The 14109-nt window shown below is 68.3% G+C and carries 14 protein-coding genes; 5 read left to right on the forward strand and 9 right to left on the reverse strand.

Features of this window, described 5'->3' with window-relative positions:
• Nucleotides 1-2 precede the first annotated feature (2 nt).
• From CFB81_RS07000 to CFB81_RS07015, 4 genes are read right to left on the reverse strand one after another with little or no spacing between them, the layout of a single operon-like run.
• Nucleotides 3-878, reverse strand: a complete 876-nt coding sequence (locus tag CFB81_RS07000) for an HlyD family secretion protein (protein WP_069621330.1) — start codon at nucleotides 876-878, stop codon at nucleotides 3-5.
• A 12-nt stretch (nucleotides 879-890) separates the two neighbouring features.
• Nucleotides 891-1094: a DUF1656 domain-containing protein gene (locus CFB81_RS07005; protein ID WP_006476212.1), complete on the reverse strand. Its 204-nt coding sequence runs from the start codon at nucleotides 1092-1094 to the stop codon at nucleotides 891-893.
• On the reverse strand, nucleotides 1091-3295 hold the full coding sequence (locus CFB81_RS07010; RefSeq protein ID WP_069621331.1) for an FUSC family protein: 2205 nt from the start codon (nucleotides 3293-3295) through the stop codon (nucleotides 1091-1093). The genes CFB81_RS07005 and CFB81_RS07010 overlap by 4 nt, the downstream gene beginning before the upstream one ends.
• Nucleotides 3296-3309: 14 nt before the next feature.
• Nucleotides 3310-4875: an efflux transporter outer membrane subunit gene (locus CFB81_RS07015; protein ID WP_089434918.1), complete on the reverse strand. Its 1566-nt coding sequence runs from the start codon at nucleotides 4873-4875 to the stop codon at nucleotides 3310-3312.
• A gap of 157 nt (nucleotides 4876-5032) precedes the next feature.
• Here CFB81_RS07015 and CFB81_RS07020 point away from each other — a divergent pair, with 157 nt between their 5' ends.
• Complete coding sequence (locus tag CFB81_RS07020) at nucleotides 5033-5974, forward strand: LysR family transcriptional regulator (RefSeq protein WP_089434919.1); 942 nt, start codon at nucleotides 5033-5035, stop codon at nucleotides 5972-5974.
• 117 nt (nucleotides 5975-6091) lie between these two features.
• Complete coding sequence (locus CFB81_RS36050; RefSeq protein ID WP_162838134.1) at nucleotides 6092-6244, forward strand: hypothetical protein; 153 nt, start codon at nucleotides 6092-6094, stop codon at nucleotides 6242-6244.
• Between the two features lie 61 nt (nucleotides 6245-6305).
• Here the strand turns inward: CFB81_RS36050 and CFB81_RS07025 are convergent, their stop codons facing one another.
• The 4 genes from CFB81_RS07025 to wrbA are packed head-to-tail and all read right to left on the reverse strand — an operon-like array spanning nucleotide 6306 to nucleotide 9611.
• The gene (locus tag CFB81_RS07025; protein WP_069621334.1) at nucleotides 6306-7136 is read right to left on the reverse strand and encodes a metallophosphoesterase; all 831 of its coding nucleotides are present in this window, start codon (nucleotides 7134-7136) and stop codon (nucleotides 6306-6308) included.
• 25 nt (nucleotides 7137-7161) lie between these two features.
• Nucleotides 7162-8583: an FAD-binding oxidoreductase gene (locus CFB81_RS07030; RefSeq protein ID WP_089434920.1), complete on the reverse strand. Its 1422-nt coding sequence runs from the start codon at nucleotides 8581-8583 to the stop codon at nucleotides 7162-7164.
• A gap of 18 nt (nucleotides 8584-8601) precedes the next feature.
• Nucleotides 8602-8994, reverse strand: coding sequence for a DUF2069 domain-containing protein (locus tag CFB81_RS07035; RefSeq protein WP_089434921.1), 393 nt, complete (start codon nucleotides 8992-8994; stop codon nucleotides 8602-8604).
• Nucleotides 8991-9611 carry an NAD(P)H:quinone oxidoreductase gene (gene wrbA / locus CFB81_RS07040; protein WP_069621337.1) on the reverse strand — a complete coding sequence of 207 codons (621 nt, stop codon included), beginning with the start codon at nucleotides 9609-9611 and terminating at the stop codon, nucleotides 8991-8993. The genes CFB81_RS07035 and wrbA overlap by 4 nt, the downstream gene beginning before the upstream one ends.
• 145 nt (nucleotides 9612-9756) lie before the next feature.
• On the opposite strand from wrbA, the gene CFB81_RS07045 reads away from it, so the two are divergent.
• Nucleotides 9757-11085, forward strand: coding sequence for a YihY family inner membrane protein (locus tag CFB81_RS07045; protein ID WP_069621338.1), 1329 nt, complete (start codon nucleotides 9757-9759; stop codon nucleotides 11083-11085).
• An 18-nt stretch (nucleotides 11086-11103) separates the two neighbouring features.
• On the opposite strand, the gene CFB81_RS07050 is transcribed toward CFB81_RS07045, so the two are convergent.
• A complete protein-coding gene (locus CFB81_RS07050; RefSeq protein WP_069621339.1) occupies nucleotides 11104-11421 on the reverse strand; it encodes an Mpo1-like protein in 318 nt (105 codons plus the stop codon).
• 157 nt (nucleotides 11422-11578) lie between these two features.
• Between CFB81_RS07050 and CFB81_RS07055 the strand changes: the two genes are divergently transcribed.
• On the forward strand, nucleotides 11579-12034 hold the full coding sequence (locus CFB81_RS07055) for a CBS domain-containing protein (RefSeq protein ID WP_006488504.1): 456 nt from the start codon (nucleotides 11579-11581) through the stop codon (nucleotides 12032-12034).
• Between the two features lie 139 nt (nucleotides 12035-12173).
• Nucleotides 12174-14108 (forward strand): MFS transporter, encoded by a 1935-nt coding sequence (locus CFB81_RS07060; protein WP_069621340.1) that lies wholly within the window; start codon nucleotides 12174-12176, stop codon nucleotides 14106-14108.
• The last annotated feature ends 1 nt before the right edge of the window (nucleotide 14109 follow it).

The raw sequence follows: 14109 nt of genomic DNA on the forward strand, positions 1-14109 counted from the left end.
GCTTACGATTTCTTCTGCTTGTCCGGATCGATGATGACCGTGCAGGTCGTGCCCGCCGACAGCACCACGTCGGCCGGCACTTCGTCGATCCGGATGCGCACCGGCACGCGCTGCGCGAGGCGCACCCAGTTGAAGGTCGGGTTCACGTCCGCGACGAGGTCGCGGCTTTGCGGGTTGTCGCGATCGTAGATGCCGCGCGAGATGCTTTCCACATGGCCCTTCATCACGCCGCCGCTCATCAGCCGCATTTCGGCCGGCGCGCCGATCTTCACGCGCGGCAGCTTGGTTTCCTCGAAGTAGCCGTAGACCCAGAACGAGTGGCTGTCGACGATCGCGAGCTTCGCCTGGCCGGCCACCGCATAGTTGCCCTTGAACGTCTGCAGGTTCGTGATGTAGCCGTCGACCGGCGCGACGACGCGCGTGCGTTCGAGGTTGAGCTTCGCGGCGTCGAGCGCGGCGAGCGCCTGCTGGTATTGCGCATCGGCGCTCGACGCGCTGTGCGCCGCGTTCTCGCGGTTTTCCTTCGACACGACGAGCGCATCGAGATCTGCGCGGCGGGCCGCATCGTCGCGGCGCATCTGCAGTTCCGCGCGGCGGGCGGCCACGGCCGCCTGCGCCTGCTCGACCGCGATCCGGTAGTGCGACGGGTCGATCTGCATGATCAGGTCGCCTTTCTTCACGAGCTGGTTGTCATGCACCGGCAACTCGACGATCGCGCCCGACACGTCCGGCGCGACGTTGACGATTTCGGCGCGCACGCGTCCGTCGCGCGTCCACGGATCGTCCATGTAGTGCACCCACAGCGAGCGCCCGATCAGGATCGCGACGAGAAGGATGACGGCGGTCGCGACGAAGCCGAAGAGTTTTCTGAGCATCATGATGGTTCGGAATCAACGGTAAACGGCAAGACTCAGTCCGCCGCAAATGCAGACGAGAAGGCAGGCCCGGAACAGCGACGGGTGCCAGACGAGACGGTAGAGGCCGGTATAGGCGAGCAGGCGGTCGACGGCCCAGGTCGCGATCGCGCCGAGGACGAACATCAGCACCACCGTCGGCATGTAGGCATCGAGAATGGCGATTTCACGCGGCATCATGACGAGGCTCCTGGTTGGGGACGCACGGGGTGGTCGCGGTTGAGCGGCTCGAGCGGCGATTCCGGGTCGAGCAGCGCGGTCCGCACGAAATGCAGATGGCTCAGGATGCGCTGCAGCCGGTGGCGCTCTTCGCGCGACGGCTCGACCGCATCGAGCGTCTGCCGGGTCGCGTCGATCGCCGCGTTGGTCGCGGCGAGCGTCGCGTCGAAACGCGCGGCGCTCGGCTTCGAGAACAGCGCCGACAGCGCGGTGCGCATCGCCTCGATCGCGCGTCGCCACGGCATCGCGGGCGCATAGCGCGGGTCGGACGGCAGCGTCGCGAGCTCCTGGCGCAGGTCGATCGTCGCGTTGCCGGCTTCGAGCACCGCGAACATCCAGCGCAGCGCGTCGCGCTGCACGTCGGGCTGGTCGGCCGACAGCGTGTGCGCCTGGTACATCAGGTCGCGCGCGCCGCTTTCGAAGCGCGTGCGCAGGCCCGCGAGCCGCGCGTGGCCGGCCGCGACCACCTGGTGGCGCAGGTCGGCGAACAGCCGCTTCTTGTGCCACGGCGCGGTGGGCGGGAACAGCACCGCGAACGCGATCGCCGACGCCAGCATCGCCAGCACGAGCGCGAGCGAATCGTTCATGAAGCCGGTCGGATCGTAGTGCGTGATGTTGTCCGGGCCGGCGAGGAAGCTGAAGAAGATCAGGTAGCCCATCCCGTAGCCGGCGAGCTTCGGCTTCAGCGTCATGAAGATGCCGATCGCGAGCAGCGGCGCGAGCGCGACGCACAGCAGCGGGAAGCCGTCGATGTGCGGATAGATGCCGAACGTCAGCAGGAAGCCCGTGCAGACGGCGAGCGCGGTGCCCATGCCCATCTGCGCCGACATCGCGGTCGGGCGCGGCGTCGACGACGCGAGCGCGCAGGTGGCCGCCGCCGTCAGCGTCATCGTCACGCCGCTCGGCCACGCGGTCTCGATCCAGAACCAGCCGAGCAGCAGGATCACGCTTGCCGTGCGGATCGCCGCGATCACCATCGCCGTCGCATTGGTGCGCGGCTCGTAGCGCTCGATCCAGCGTTCGCGCTCGTGCGTCGCGCTCGACAGCGACGCGTAGGTGGCCGCGTACTCGTGCAGGTCGGTGATGAAGCGGTACAGCAGTTCGGCGGCCGTGTCGAAGTCGAGCAGCGGAAAGTCCGGCTGCGTTTCGAGCGCCGCGCGCGTCGCGCGGATGCGGCGCGGCAGCGCGTCGCGCCATGCGAGCAGTTGCGCGGCCGCGTGGCCGGCGTCGGCCGACGTGCGCACCGGTTCGCCGGCGGGCGTCAGCAGCAGCGGCGCGATCTCGCGGAAGTACGGCTCGATCGCGTCGATCGCGGCCTGCGCGCCGGCCGCATGCAGCCGGTTCATCAACTGATGCAGCGCATGGAAGCGGCTCGACGCGCTCATGAACTCGCTGTTCAGCCGCGCGAGGCGGCCGCTGCGCATCCGCGTGTCCGGATCCTCGAACACGGCCATGCTGCGCGCGGCCTCGAACCCGACCACGTCCGCGACGAAGCGCGTATGGATGGTTTCGATATGCGCGCGGTCGAGCTTGCCCGACAGCGCCGCCGCGACGTAGTCGACGAAGCTGCCGAAACGCTTGCGCACCGTCGTGCGCATCTGCTCGCCGGTGGTCCGCGGAAACACGAGTGCGCTGACCACGCCGGCCGACACGATTCCGACCATGATTTCGGCCACGCGCGTCATCGCGCTCATGAACGCGCCGTCCGGGTGCTGCGACGCGGGCAGCCCGATCAGTGCGGTCGTGTAGCCGGCCAGCAGGAAGCCGTAGCTGCGGAAGTTGCGGTTGCGCGCGGCACCGGCCGTGCACAGCGCGACCCACAGCGCGACCGCCAGCAGGAACAGTTCCGGCTGCTGCGGGAACAGCCCGACGAAGGTGAGCGTCGCGATCAGCCCGAAGATCGTGCCGGCGACCCGGTAGAAGCTTTTCGCGAGCACCGCGCCGCTTTGCGGCTGCATCACGATGAATACGGTCGTCATCGCCGTTTTCGGCGCGGGCAGGTCGAGCCGCATCGACACGCCGGTCGCGATGAACGCGGCGAGCAGCGCCTTGAACAGGTAGAGCCACGCGGCGCCGTCGGTGCGGGCCCAGTCGCCGAACGCGGCGGTCCAGGCCGCGAACGGGCCGTCGACGCGCGGGGAAGCGGGGGAGGAAGCTGACATGGCGACGCTCCGCGTTACCGTGCGACCGGCGCGGCGGCCGGCGCCGCGGCGCCGCCGGCGGTTGCGACCTGCGCGGGCCGGGCGACGGCTGCCGCGGGCTTCGTGGCCGACGAGGCGGTCTCGTCTTTCGGCACGTCCGCACCCGTCTCGACCCCGCCCCCGAGCGCGGCCATCAACTGCGCGTGCGCGGCGAGGCGTTCCGCGTCGATGCGGGCGGCCGTCTCCTGCGCGCGCAGCAGTTGCTGTTGCGCGACCAGCACGTTCACGTAATCGGTCAGCCCGCGGCGGAAGCCTTCGCGCGACAGTTGATAGCTGCGATTGTTGGCCGCCACCGATCGCGCCGCGTCCTTCTTCTGCGTATCGAGCGAGCGGATCCGCACGACCTGGTCGGCGATGTCCTTGAGCGCGCCGACGATCGTCTGGTTGTAGCGCTCGACCGCCTGGTCGTAGCCGGCATTCGCGGCGCCGAGCTGCGCACGCAGCCGGCCGCCTTCGAAGATCGGCAGCGACAGCGCGGGGCCGGCCGTCCAGCCGCCGTTCATCGCGCGCAGGAAGTCGGTGAACGGCGCGGTCACGCCGAAGCCGCCGACCGTCGCGAGCAGGTCGATGTTCGGGTAGAACGACGCCTTCGCGACGTCGATGCCGCGCGCCTGCGCGTCGACCGTCCAGCGCGCCGCGACGACGTCCGGGCGGCGGCCGAGCAGATCGGCCGGCAGCGCCGACGGCAGGCCGGCCGGCGCATCGAGCGCCAGCTGCGGCCGCTTGATCGCGTCGCCCGCGCCCGGGCCCTTGCCGGCCAGTGCGGCGAGCTGGTGGCGCGCGAGCTGGATCGCTTCCTCATAGCTGTCGATCTGCCGCTCGTAGTCGGGCAGCGTCGATTCCGCCTGGCTCACGTCGAGCTGCGTGCCGAGGCCGGCCTGCAGCCGCTTGCGCGCGAGATCGGCAAGCGAGCGCTGGCGTTCGTACGTTTCGTGCGCGAGGTCGAGCAGCGCGTAGTTCATCGACATGCCGACATACGCGCGCACGACGTTGACTTCGAGTTCGAGCTTTGCCGCCCGCGCGTCGGCGGCGGTCGCATGCGCGGTGTCGAGCGCACGCTCGGTCGCGTTCTTGTCCTTGCCCCACAGATCGAGGTGGTACGACAGGCCGAGTGTGCCGGTATTGTTCCAGGTGTCGGTATCGGCGAGCGGCCCCGGGCCGTAGTACACGTTGTCCGGCCAATGCTGACGCATCAGCGACAGGTTGCCGTTGATCTGCGGCAGCTCGGCCGAACGGGCGACGCGGGCCATCGCCTGCGCTTCGCGCACGCGGGCCTCGGCGGCGGCGAGGGTGGGGTTGCCGGCCTGGGCCGCTGCGATCCATGCGTCGAGCTGCGGGTCGCGGTACGCGCGCCACCAGTCGGCGGCGGGCCAGCCCGCGTCGCGGTCGGCCGCGCGGATGGCCGCGCCGGCGTCGAGCGCATTCGCTTCGATGCGAGTGGACTGGGTATGGTTGTCGCCCATGCTCGCGCAACCGGCCATTATTAATGAGACTGCAAGAACCGCCAGTGCGAGCGTCCCTTTTGTCGCCGGAGACTGCACGATTTTCTCCCTTTCGGATATAGATGAGTCGGAGGCGATTATATTTTTCAGCGATTCCTGAATAAACGGACAACGGTGCAAGTCATTTTTACGGATCCTGAGATAATATTTGTTGGACCCTGTGCAACAATCCCTCCGGATTCACACGGGTAATCGGATGGATACGTTACAAAACATGCGGGTATTCGTCCGCGTGGTGGACGCGGGCAGCTTTACCGCGGCCGCCCAGCAGATGAATTCGACCACCGCCTACGCATCGCGCGCGGTCTCGGATCTCGAGGCCCATCTGCGCACGCGTCTCCTGAACCGCACGACGCGCCGGATCGCGCTGACCGAAGCCGGCGAGCGCTATCTGCAACGCTGCGAACAGATCCTGGCTTATGTCGACCAGGCCGAAGCCGAGGCCGGCGACGCGCATGCGCGCCCGTCCGGCAAGCTGAAGGTCCATTGCTTCACGAGCCTCGGCCAGCACTACCTGGTGCCGGCCATCGCGCGCTACCGCGCGCGCTATCCGGACGTGCACGTCGAGCTGACGCTCGCGCAGCGGATGCCCGACCTGCTCGACGAGGGGTACGACGTCGCGATCGTCGTCGGCCGCGATCTGCCGGATTCGGGGCTCGTGTCGCAACGGCTCGGCGAGAGCTACAGCGTCGTGTGCGCGTCGCCCGGCTATATCGAGTCGCACGGCGTGCCGCAACGGCCGGCCGATCTCGCGCAGCACGTGTGCCTCGGGATGGTCGCGCCGGGCTTTCACTTCGACGAATGGGCGCTGGCGGGGCCGAACGGCGAGGAGGTCGTGTCGATCACGGCGCCGCCGTTCCGCGTGAACGTCGCCGAGGCGCTCGCGGTGGCCGTGCGGGAGGGGATGGGCGTCGGCGGGCTGCCGCTCTATTCGGCGATCGGCTGGCTGCGCAGCGGACACATCGTGCGCGTGATGCCCGAGTACCGGTCGCACGTGATGAACATCTACGCGCTGTATCCGTCGCGCCAGTACCTCGACGCGAAAATCCGGACCTGGGTCGATTTCCTGCGCGAAGAGGTGCCGCTTACGCTCGAAGCCGACGAAGCCGCGCTCGAACAGTTCACGCGTGCGACATGACGGCGCGGTCGGCCGCAATCTGACGAGATTTGTCCTTCACGCAACATTTTTTTACGAACGTGTGTCAGACAGTTTGATACTGTTGGAATTAACGAGATACACCACACCGGAGTAGCGATGGATACGCACCTGATGATCGGCCTTGGCGTCCTGCTGGGCGCGGCTGCCGCCGCGGCGGCGACCCGCGACCTGTTGCGTGCGATGAAGGCGAAGGCGCAGCTGAAGCCCGTGCCGGTCCGGGTGCGCGAGCCGCGCCGCCCCGGCCGCTGATCCCGCCGCCGTCACGCTTCAGGCCGGGAAGGCCGCGCCAGGCGGCCGCCCGGGCCGGCGCTCAGCCGAGCTCGACGACCTTGTCCCACGCGAACGCGGGGTTTTCCCATTCGCCGGTGCGCCGGTGAAAGTAGCCGCGCGGATTGCATACCACCCGCGTGCCGCCGTCCGCAACGTAGTCGAATGACGTATGCGTGTGGCCGTGCAGCCACAGATCCACCGGCGGCCGGACCAGTTCCGCCATGTCCGTGACGAATCCCGCAGAAGCCAGATCCTCCGCATAGCGTTCCGCCAGCGAGCGTCGGTGCGGCGCATGATGGGTGACGACGATCGTCTTGCCCGCGAACGGCGCCGCCAGCTGCGCTTCCAGCCATGCGCGGCCTCGCCGGTGCAGGGCGATCGCGTCGGCCGGCGCGAAATCCCGTTCCGGCGCGTCTGCTGTCGTATGCACCGCCGCGTCGTGCGGCCAGGTCACCTGAATCAATCCCTTGAAATCGAGCATCACGCGCAGCGCGGCCTCGGTCGCGCGCGCGACGCTGGCTTCGTCCCGGCCGAACAGCGAAAAATCGGCCCAGAGCGTCGTGCCCAGCACGCGGAAGCGTTGGGCGGGATCGACGTAGACGCCGTTGTTCAGGTAATGCACGTTGTCGAGCGCATGCGCCGCGTCGCGCATCGCCGTCTCCAGCGCGCCGAATTCCCCGTCGTAATACTCGTGGTTGCCGGGCACGTAGATCACCGGCACCGCCGGGTCGAACGTCTCGGCGGCCCAGCGCAGGCCTTCCGCGTGATTGTGGATGTCGCCGGCCAGCACGACGAGATCCGCGTCGGCATGCGGGATCGCGTCGGGCAGGTCGTTTTCGAGATGCAGGTCGGACAGGACGCGGACTTTCACGGGCGTGGCTCCGGAGTGGGCGGCTTCAGCGCAGGACCTTGCCGGGATTCATCAGGCCGCGCGGGTCGAGCGCGGTCTTCAGCGTGCGCATCAGCGTCGTTTCGACCGGCGACTTGTAGCGCTGCGCGTCGTCGATCTTCAGCTGGCCGATGCCATGCTCCGCGCTGATGGTGCCGTGGTGGCGGTGCACGTTGTCGTAGACGATCCGGTTGATCGGCGCCTGGAACGCCGCGAGGAACGCCTTCGGATCGCCGCCTTCGGGCATCTGCACGTTGTAGTGCAGGTTGCCGTCGCCGAGGTGGCCGAACGTGACCATGCGCGCGCCCGGCGCGGCCTGCTGGATCGCCGCGTCGGTCTCGTCGATGAAACGGGCGATCGACGAGATCGGCACCGCGATGTCGTGCTTGATGTTGAGCCCTTCGTCGGCCTGCGCGAGCGGGATGTGCTCGCGCAGGTCCCAGAACGCACGCGATTGCGCGAGGTTCTCCGCGACCACCGCGTCGACCACGAGCCCGGCCTCGAACGCTTCTTCCATCAGCTTCTCGAACAGCGCGCGCGCATGCGCTTCGCTTTCGTTGTCGGACAGCTCGAGCAGCACCGTTTGCGCATGCGTCTGCGCGAACGGGTAACGCAGTTGCGGGTAGTGCTTGCCGACCAGCTGCATGCAGAAATCCGACATCAGCTCGAAGCCGGTCAACAGCGGCCCGGCCGCGCGCTGCGCGAGCGCGAGGAAATCGAGCGCCGCGTGCGGCGATTCGAGCGCGGCCAGCGCCGTGACCTGCGCGGCCGGCAGCGGATGGAGCTTCATCACGGCTGCGGTGATGATCCCGAGCGTGCCTTCGGCGCCGATGAACAGGTCGCGCAGGTCGTAGCCGGTGTTGTCCTTGCGCAGGCCGCGCAGCCCGTCCCAGATCTCGCCCTGCGGCGTCACGACCTCGAGCCCGAGGCACAGCTCGCGCGCGTTGCCGTAGCGCAGCACCGCGGTGCCGCCCGCATTCGTCGACAGGTTGCCGCCGATCGTGCAGCTGCCTTCGGCCGCGAGGCTCAGCGCGAACAGCCGGCCGCCTTCGCGGGCGCGCGCCTGCACGTCGGCGAGGATCACGCCGGCTTCGACGGTGATCGTGTTGTTGTGCGGATCGAGCGCCCGCACGCGGTTCAGGCGCGCGACGCTCAGCACGGCCTGGCTGCCGCTCCCGTCGGGCGTCGCGCCGCCGGCGAGGCCCGTGTTGCCGCCCTGTGGCACGAGCGCGACGCCGTGCGCGTTGGCGAGCTTCACCAGCGCGGCGACTTCGGCCGTGTTCGCGGGCCTCAGCACCGCGCACGCCGTGCCCTTGTAGCGGCGCCGCCAGTCGGTCAGGAATGGTTCGGTATCGTGCGGGTCGGTCAGCACATGGTCGGCGCCGATCGCGTCGCGGCACGCGGAAACGAAAGCTTCGGAGGACATCATCACCTTGTCGCGTAAGGGTCAGGACGTGGCGCGCGGTTTTTTCGCCGCGCGCTTGAACGGCGCGACGTAAGCCAGCGCCGTCACGAAGAAGCCGATGGCAAGCGCGGTCTCGCACCAGCCGAGCGTCGCGGACAGCCCGCGATCGGACATCCCGCGCACGATGCCTTCGGCAAGATAGACGAGGATCAGCATGCTCGCCCACTGCATCGTATAGATGTTACGCCGCCAGACGCCGGGCAGCGCGAGCGCGAGCGGCACGGCCTTGAGCATCAGCGCGGAGCCGCCGGGGCGCAGCGGCGCGAGCCACAGCTCCCATGCGAGCGACAGCGCGATCAGTGCGACGAGACACGCGGCGGCGGCCAGCGCGTAGCGCGGCCGGGCCGCGACGGCGGGGCGGGCAGGGGCGTTCATGCGGCCTCGGCGGCCTGGGCAGCGGAAAGGGCCGCGGCGGCGCGCGCGAGCCGTACGCCGAGCGCGGCCGCGAGCGCCTTCTCGTCCGCCGACAGTCCGCCGGGCGCCGCGCGGTCGTGCTGCGCGACGTGCGACGCGCCGTAAGGCGTGCCGCCGGTACGCGTCGTGCTGAGGGCGGATTCGGTGTACGGGATCCCGACGATCATCATCCCGTGATGCAGCAGCGGCAGCATCATCGACAGCAGTGTCGACTCCTGGCCGCCGTGGAGGCTGCCGGTCGACGTGAACACGCTCGCGGGCTTGCCGGTCAGCGCGCCCGACAGCCATTGCGGCGTCGTGCCGTCGAGGAAATACTTGAGCGATGCGGCCATGTTGCCGAAGCGGGTGGGCGAGCCGAGCGCGAGGCCCGCGCATTCCTCGAGATCGCGCAGCTCCGCGTACGGCGGGCCGTCGGCCGGGATGTCGGAGGCGGTGGCTTCGCAGACGGCCGACACGGGCGGCACGGTGCGGATGCGGGCCTGCATGCCCGGCACGCTGTCGATGCCGTTCGCGATCGCGAGCGCGAGATCGCGCGTGGCGCCGTGACGGCTGTAATAGAGGACGAGAATGTCTTTCATGGGCGACGGAGCCGCGTGCGGCCGCGCGCGTGCCCGGTGCAGTCGGCCCCTGCTGGAATCGAGCGGCTATTATAGGGGCTGAAGCCGTCGCGCAGCGCGGCGGCGGCGCGCCGTGACGCGCGCAGCCTCGAGAAGGAGAAGCCGTTTGCCGAAGTTGAGCGTCGATCTCGACACCATCAAGCGCCTCGCGCAGTTCGCGGCCCGGCGCAGCGCCGAGGACCGCATCCCGCAGGTGGCGGGGAGCCTGACCTTCACGACGATGCTGGCGCTCGTGCCGCTGCTGACGGTCGCGTTCGCGCTGTTCACCGCGTTCCCGATGTTCGCGTCGTTCCAGATCTCGCTGCAAGGATTCCTCGCGGATCACCTGATGCCCGCGCAGTTCAACATCCAGATCTTCAAGTACCTGAACCAGTTCGCGTCGAAGGCCAAGGGGCTGACGACGGCCGGCCTGATCGTGCTCGTCGTCACGTCGGTGATGACCATGATGACGATCGAATCGGCGTTCAACCTGATCTGGCGCGTGCGCAAGCCGCGGCCGTTCGCGCAGCGCGTGCTCGCGTACTGGGCGCTGATCACGCTCGGGCCGTTGCTGTTCGGCGTGAGCCTGTCGATTTCGTCGTACCTGTTCACGCAATCGCTCGCGTTCACCGGCGCGGGCGCGTCGACATCGATCGTCGAGTGGCTGCTCGCGCTTGCGTCGCTGCCGTTGACGGTGCTCGCGTTCACGCTGCTGTACGTGTACCTGCCGAACTGCGCGGTCGCATGGCGCGACGCGGTGATCGGCGGGCTGTTCGCGGCCATCGCGTTCGAACTCGCGAAGCGCGGCTTCGGCTATTACGTGCGGCGCATTCCGACCTATACGGCCGTCTATGGCGCGTTCGCGGCATTGCCGGTGTTCCTGCTGTGGGTGTATTTGAGCTGGTTCATCGCGCTGCTCGGCGCGATGGTCGCGTCGGCGCTGCCGGCGATCCGCGTCGGCCAGTTCCATCGGATCCACTATCCGGGCAGCGACCTGCTCGACGCGCTCGAACTGCTCGCGCGGCTGGCGGAGGCGCGCGCGGCCGGCAAGCGCGGCTACACGGCGCTGCGGCTCGCGACGATGCTGCGCTGCGACATGGAAACCGCGCAGCGGCTGCTGACGACGATGGAGGAGCGGGAATGGGTCGCGCGGCTCGACGGCGGCGACGAGATCACGCCGCGCTATATCCTGCTCGCGAACCCGGAGCAGCTGACGCTCGCGCAACTGTTCGACGTGCTGGTGATCGACCGCACGGAGCTGACCTATCAGCTGGAGCGGCGCCGCAGCCACGTCGAGGGTGCGGCGCTGCTCGACGTGCTGTCGAGCGACCGGTTCGACGTGACGCTCGCGTCGCTGATCGCCGCGCACCGGCTCGCGGGTGGGCAGCCGGCCGGCAGCACCGGCCAGGCGCCGGGTGCGGCCGATCCGCACGCGCGGCCGCCGCGGCCCGCCTGACGGCAGGGGCCCGGCGGGCTACAGCGGGATCTTGCCGGTGCAGATGTCCTTGAACATCACCCAGTCGCCCATCAGGCTGTATATCGGGTGCCGGAACGTGGCCGGGCGGTTCTTCTCGAAGAAGAAGTGGCCGACCCACGCGAACGCGTAGCCGCAGACGATCGCCGCCGGCAGCCACAGCCAGTGCCCGGTCGCGACCGCCATCGCGACGCATCCGATCACGCCGAGCGAGCCGATGAAGTGCAGCCGCCGCGACGTCAGGTTCTGGTGCTCGTTCAGGTAATACGGGTAGAAGTCAGCGAAGCTGGCGAATTGCTCCGTATGCGTATGCGCCATGGCCGTCTCCTCGGGCCGCTGTTCATGCGGTCATTGTGCGGCCGGTGGCCCGCGTCCGCAAGCGCCGGCGGGCCGCTGCGCCGGCCCGTGCTTTCCTTTTGACAGGCTTTCCGATAGGATCGAAAGAGATTTTGCATTCAAGCATGAGGGGACTACGATGCGCGTCAGCGATATTCTGAAAGTGAAGGGCAACACGCTGTTTACGGTGACGCCCGATAAGCCGCTGCGCGAAGCGGTCGATACGATGGCCGAGCACGACATCGGTTCGCTCGTCGTGATGGAGTACGGCGATCTCGTCGGGATGCTGACGTTTCGCGAGATCATCCTGCGTCTGCACGTGAACGGCGGCGCGATCGGCGACGTTCAGGTGCGCAAGGTGATGGACGAGCCGCTCACGTGCACGCCGGAAACGGACGTCAACGAGGTGCGCCGGATGATGCTCGAGCGCCACGCACGCTACATGCCGGTGCTCGACAAAAAGGTGCTGATGGGCGTCATTTCGTTCTACGACGTCGCGAAGACGGTCGTCGAGGCGCAGAGCTTCGAGAACCGGATGCTGAAGGCGTACATTCGCGACTGGCCGGAATCGGAAGCCGAAGCGCACAAGCCGTGAATCGCGCCGCGCCCGGCACGTCGGTGCATGGGCGCCGCCATCCGGCACGCGGCGGCGCAGGCATGTCCTGCGCCGCCGTTTTTTCAACAACCATACAAGGCCCGCGCAGCATTGCCCAGACGATGCGCGCGTATTCCGAATGAGCGATCACACGCAAGCCACTTCCGAACGGCGCGGCGAACGGCACGCGCACGCATCCCAGTTCGACCTGCTGCGCGAGCGCCGCTTCGCGCCGTTCTTCACGACCCAGTTCCTCGGCGCGCTGAACGACAACGTCTTCAAGATCGGTTTCACGTCGCTCGTCACGTATCACACCGCGCGGTTCTCCGGCGTCGATGCGAAGACGGCCGCGTTCCTGATTTCCGCGATCTTCATCTTGCCGTTCGTGCTGTTCTCGGCCACCTCTGGCCAGATCGCCGACAAATACGACAAGGCGACTCTCACGCGTTTCGTGAAATCGTTCGAGATCGTGCTGATGCTGGTCGGCGCGGCCGGCTTCGTCACGCACAGCGCGACGCTGCTGTATCTGTGCACGTTCATGATGGGGATGCACTCGACGCTGTTCGGGCCCGTCAAGTATTCGTACCTGCCGCAGCATCTCGGCGAACATGAGCTGGTCGGCGGCAACGGGCTCGTCGAGATGGGCACGTTCATCGCGATCCTGATCGGCACGATCATCGGCGGCGCGGCGGCCGGCATCGAAGGCAGCGGCGAGCGCGTGCTCGCGGTGAGCGTCGTCGTCATCGCGCTGGCCGGGCGGCTCGTCGCGCAGCGCGTGCCGCCCACGCCCGCGCCGCAGCCCGACCTCGTGATCAACTGGAACCCGGTCAGCGAGACCTGGCGCAACCTCGGGCTCGCGCGCCAGAACCGCACGGTGTTCCTGAGCCTGCTCGGCATCTCGTGGCTGTGGTTCGTCGGCGCGACGTTTCTCACGTCGTTCTTCAATTTCGCGAAGGACGTGCTGTCCGCGAGCCCCGACGTCGTCACGATCCTGCTCGCGACGTTCTCGGTCGGCATCGGCCTCGGTTCGCTGCTGTGCGAGCGCTTGTCGCAGCGGCGCGTCGAGATCGGCCTCGTGCCGCTCGGCTCGATCGGCATCAGCGTGTTCGCGATCGAGCTGTATTTCGCGAGCCATGCGCTGCCGTCCCCCGGCCATCTGCTGTCGGTCGGCGAATTCCTCGCCGGTGCGCGCCACTGGCGCATCCTGGCCGACCTGTTCCTGCTCGCGATGTTCGGCGGCTTCTACAGCGTGCCGCTGTATGCGCTGATCCAGAGCCGCAGCGCGCCGACGCACCGCGCGCGGATCATCGCCGCGAACAACATCCTGAACGCGCTGTTCATGATCCTGTCGGCCGTGATGGCGATGGGGTTGACCAAGGCCGGCGTCGACATCCCGGGGCTGTTCCTCGTCACCGCGCTGTTGAACGTCGTGGTCGCGACGTATATCTACCTGCTCGTGCCCGAGTTCCTGCTGCGCTTCGTCGCGTGGGTGCTCGTGCATACGTTCTACCGGATCCGCCTCGTGCACGCGGAGCGGATTCCGGCCGAAGGGGCGGCGGTACTCGTGTGCAATCACGTCAGCTATGTCGATGCGCTCGTGCTGGCCGCCGCGAGCCCGCGTCCGATCCGTTTCGTGATGGATCACCGGATCTTCAAGACGCGTTTCGCGAGCTGGGTATTCCGGCATGCGAAGGCGATTCCGATCGCGCCGCGCCACGAGGATCCCGCGATGCTCGCGCGTGCGTACGACCTGTGCGAGGCCGCGCTGAAGGACGGCGAACTCGTGTGCATCTTCCCCGAGGGCAAGCTGACGAAGACCGGGGACATCAACACGTTCCATCACGGCATCACCGAGATCCTGAACCGCACGCCGGCGCCGGTGATCCCGATGGCGCTGCGCGGGCTGTGGGGCAGCTATTTTTCGCGGCATACCGATGCGCGGATGCCGCGCCCGATCAAGCGCGGCGTGATGAGCCGGCTGACGCTGGCGGTCGGCGAGCCGATTCCGGCGTCGGTGGCGACGCCCGAGGTGCTGCAGGCGGCGGTGACCGAGCTGCGCGGCGCGCGGAAGTAGG

Origin of the sequence: Burkholderia sp. AU28863, assembly GCF_002223195.1 — a bacterium.
GTDB lineage: Bacteria > Pseudomonadota > Gammaproteobacteria > Burkholderiales > Burkholderiaceae > Burkholderia > Burkholderia sola.

What these genes read in the sequence shown, in the direction of transcription:
- CFB81_RS07000 (WP_069621330.1), bottom strand. Translation starts at nt 878, where the DNA reads ATGATGCTCAGAAAACTCTTCGGCTTCGTCGCGACCGCCGTCATCCTT.
- CFB81_RS07005 (WP_006476212.1), bottom strand. Translation starts at nt 1,094, where the DNA reads ATGATGCCGCGTGAAATCGCCATTCTCGATGCCTACATGCCGACGGTG.
- CFB81_RS07010 (WP_069621331.1), bottom strand. Translation starts at nt 3,295, where the DNA reads ATGTCAGCTTCCTCCCCCGCTTCCCCGCGCGTCGACGGCCCGTTCGCG.
- CFB81_RS07020 (WP_089434919.1), top strand. Translation starts at nt 5,033, where the DNA reads ATGGATACGTTACAAAACATGCGGGTATTCGTCCGCGTGGTGGACGCG.
- CFB81_RS36050 (WP_162838134.1), top strand. Translation starts at nt 6,092, where the DNA reads ATGGATACGCACCTGATGATCGGCCTTGGCGTCCTGCTGGGCGCGGCT.
- CFB81_RS07030 (WP_089434920.1), bottom strand. Translation starts at nt 8,583, where the DNA reads ATGATGTCCTCCGAAGCTTTCGTTTCCGCGTGCCGCGACGCGATCGGC.
- CFB81_RS07035 (WP_089434921.1), bottom strand. Translation starts at nt 8,994, where the DNA reads ATGAACGCCCCTGCCCGCCCCGCCGTCGCGGCCCGGCCGCGCTACGCG.
- wrbA (WP_069621337.1), bottom strand. Translation starts at nt 9,611, where the DNA reads ATGAAAGACATTCTCGTCCTCTATTACAGCCGTCACGGCGCCACGCGC.
- CFB81_RS07050 (WP_069621339.1), bottom strand. Translation starts at nt 11,421, where the DNA reads ATGGCGCATACGCATACGGAGCAATTCGCCAGCTTCGCTGACTTCTAC.
- CFB81_RS07055 (WP_006488504.1), top strand. Translation starts at nt 11,579, where the DNA reads ATGCGCGTCAGCGATATTCTGAAAGTGAAGGGCAACACGCTGTTTACG.
- CFB81_RS07060 (WP_069621340.1), top strand. Translation starts at nt 12,174, where the DNA reads ATGAGCGATCACACGCAAGCCACTTCCGAACGGCGCGGCGAACGGCAC.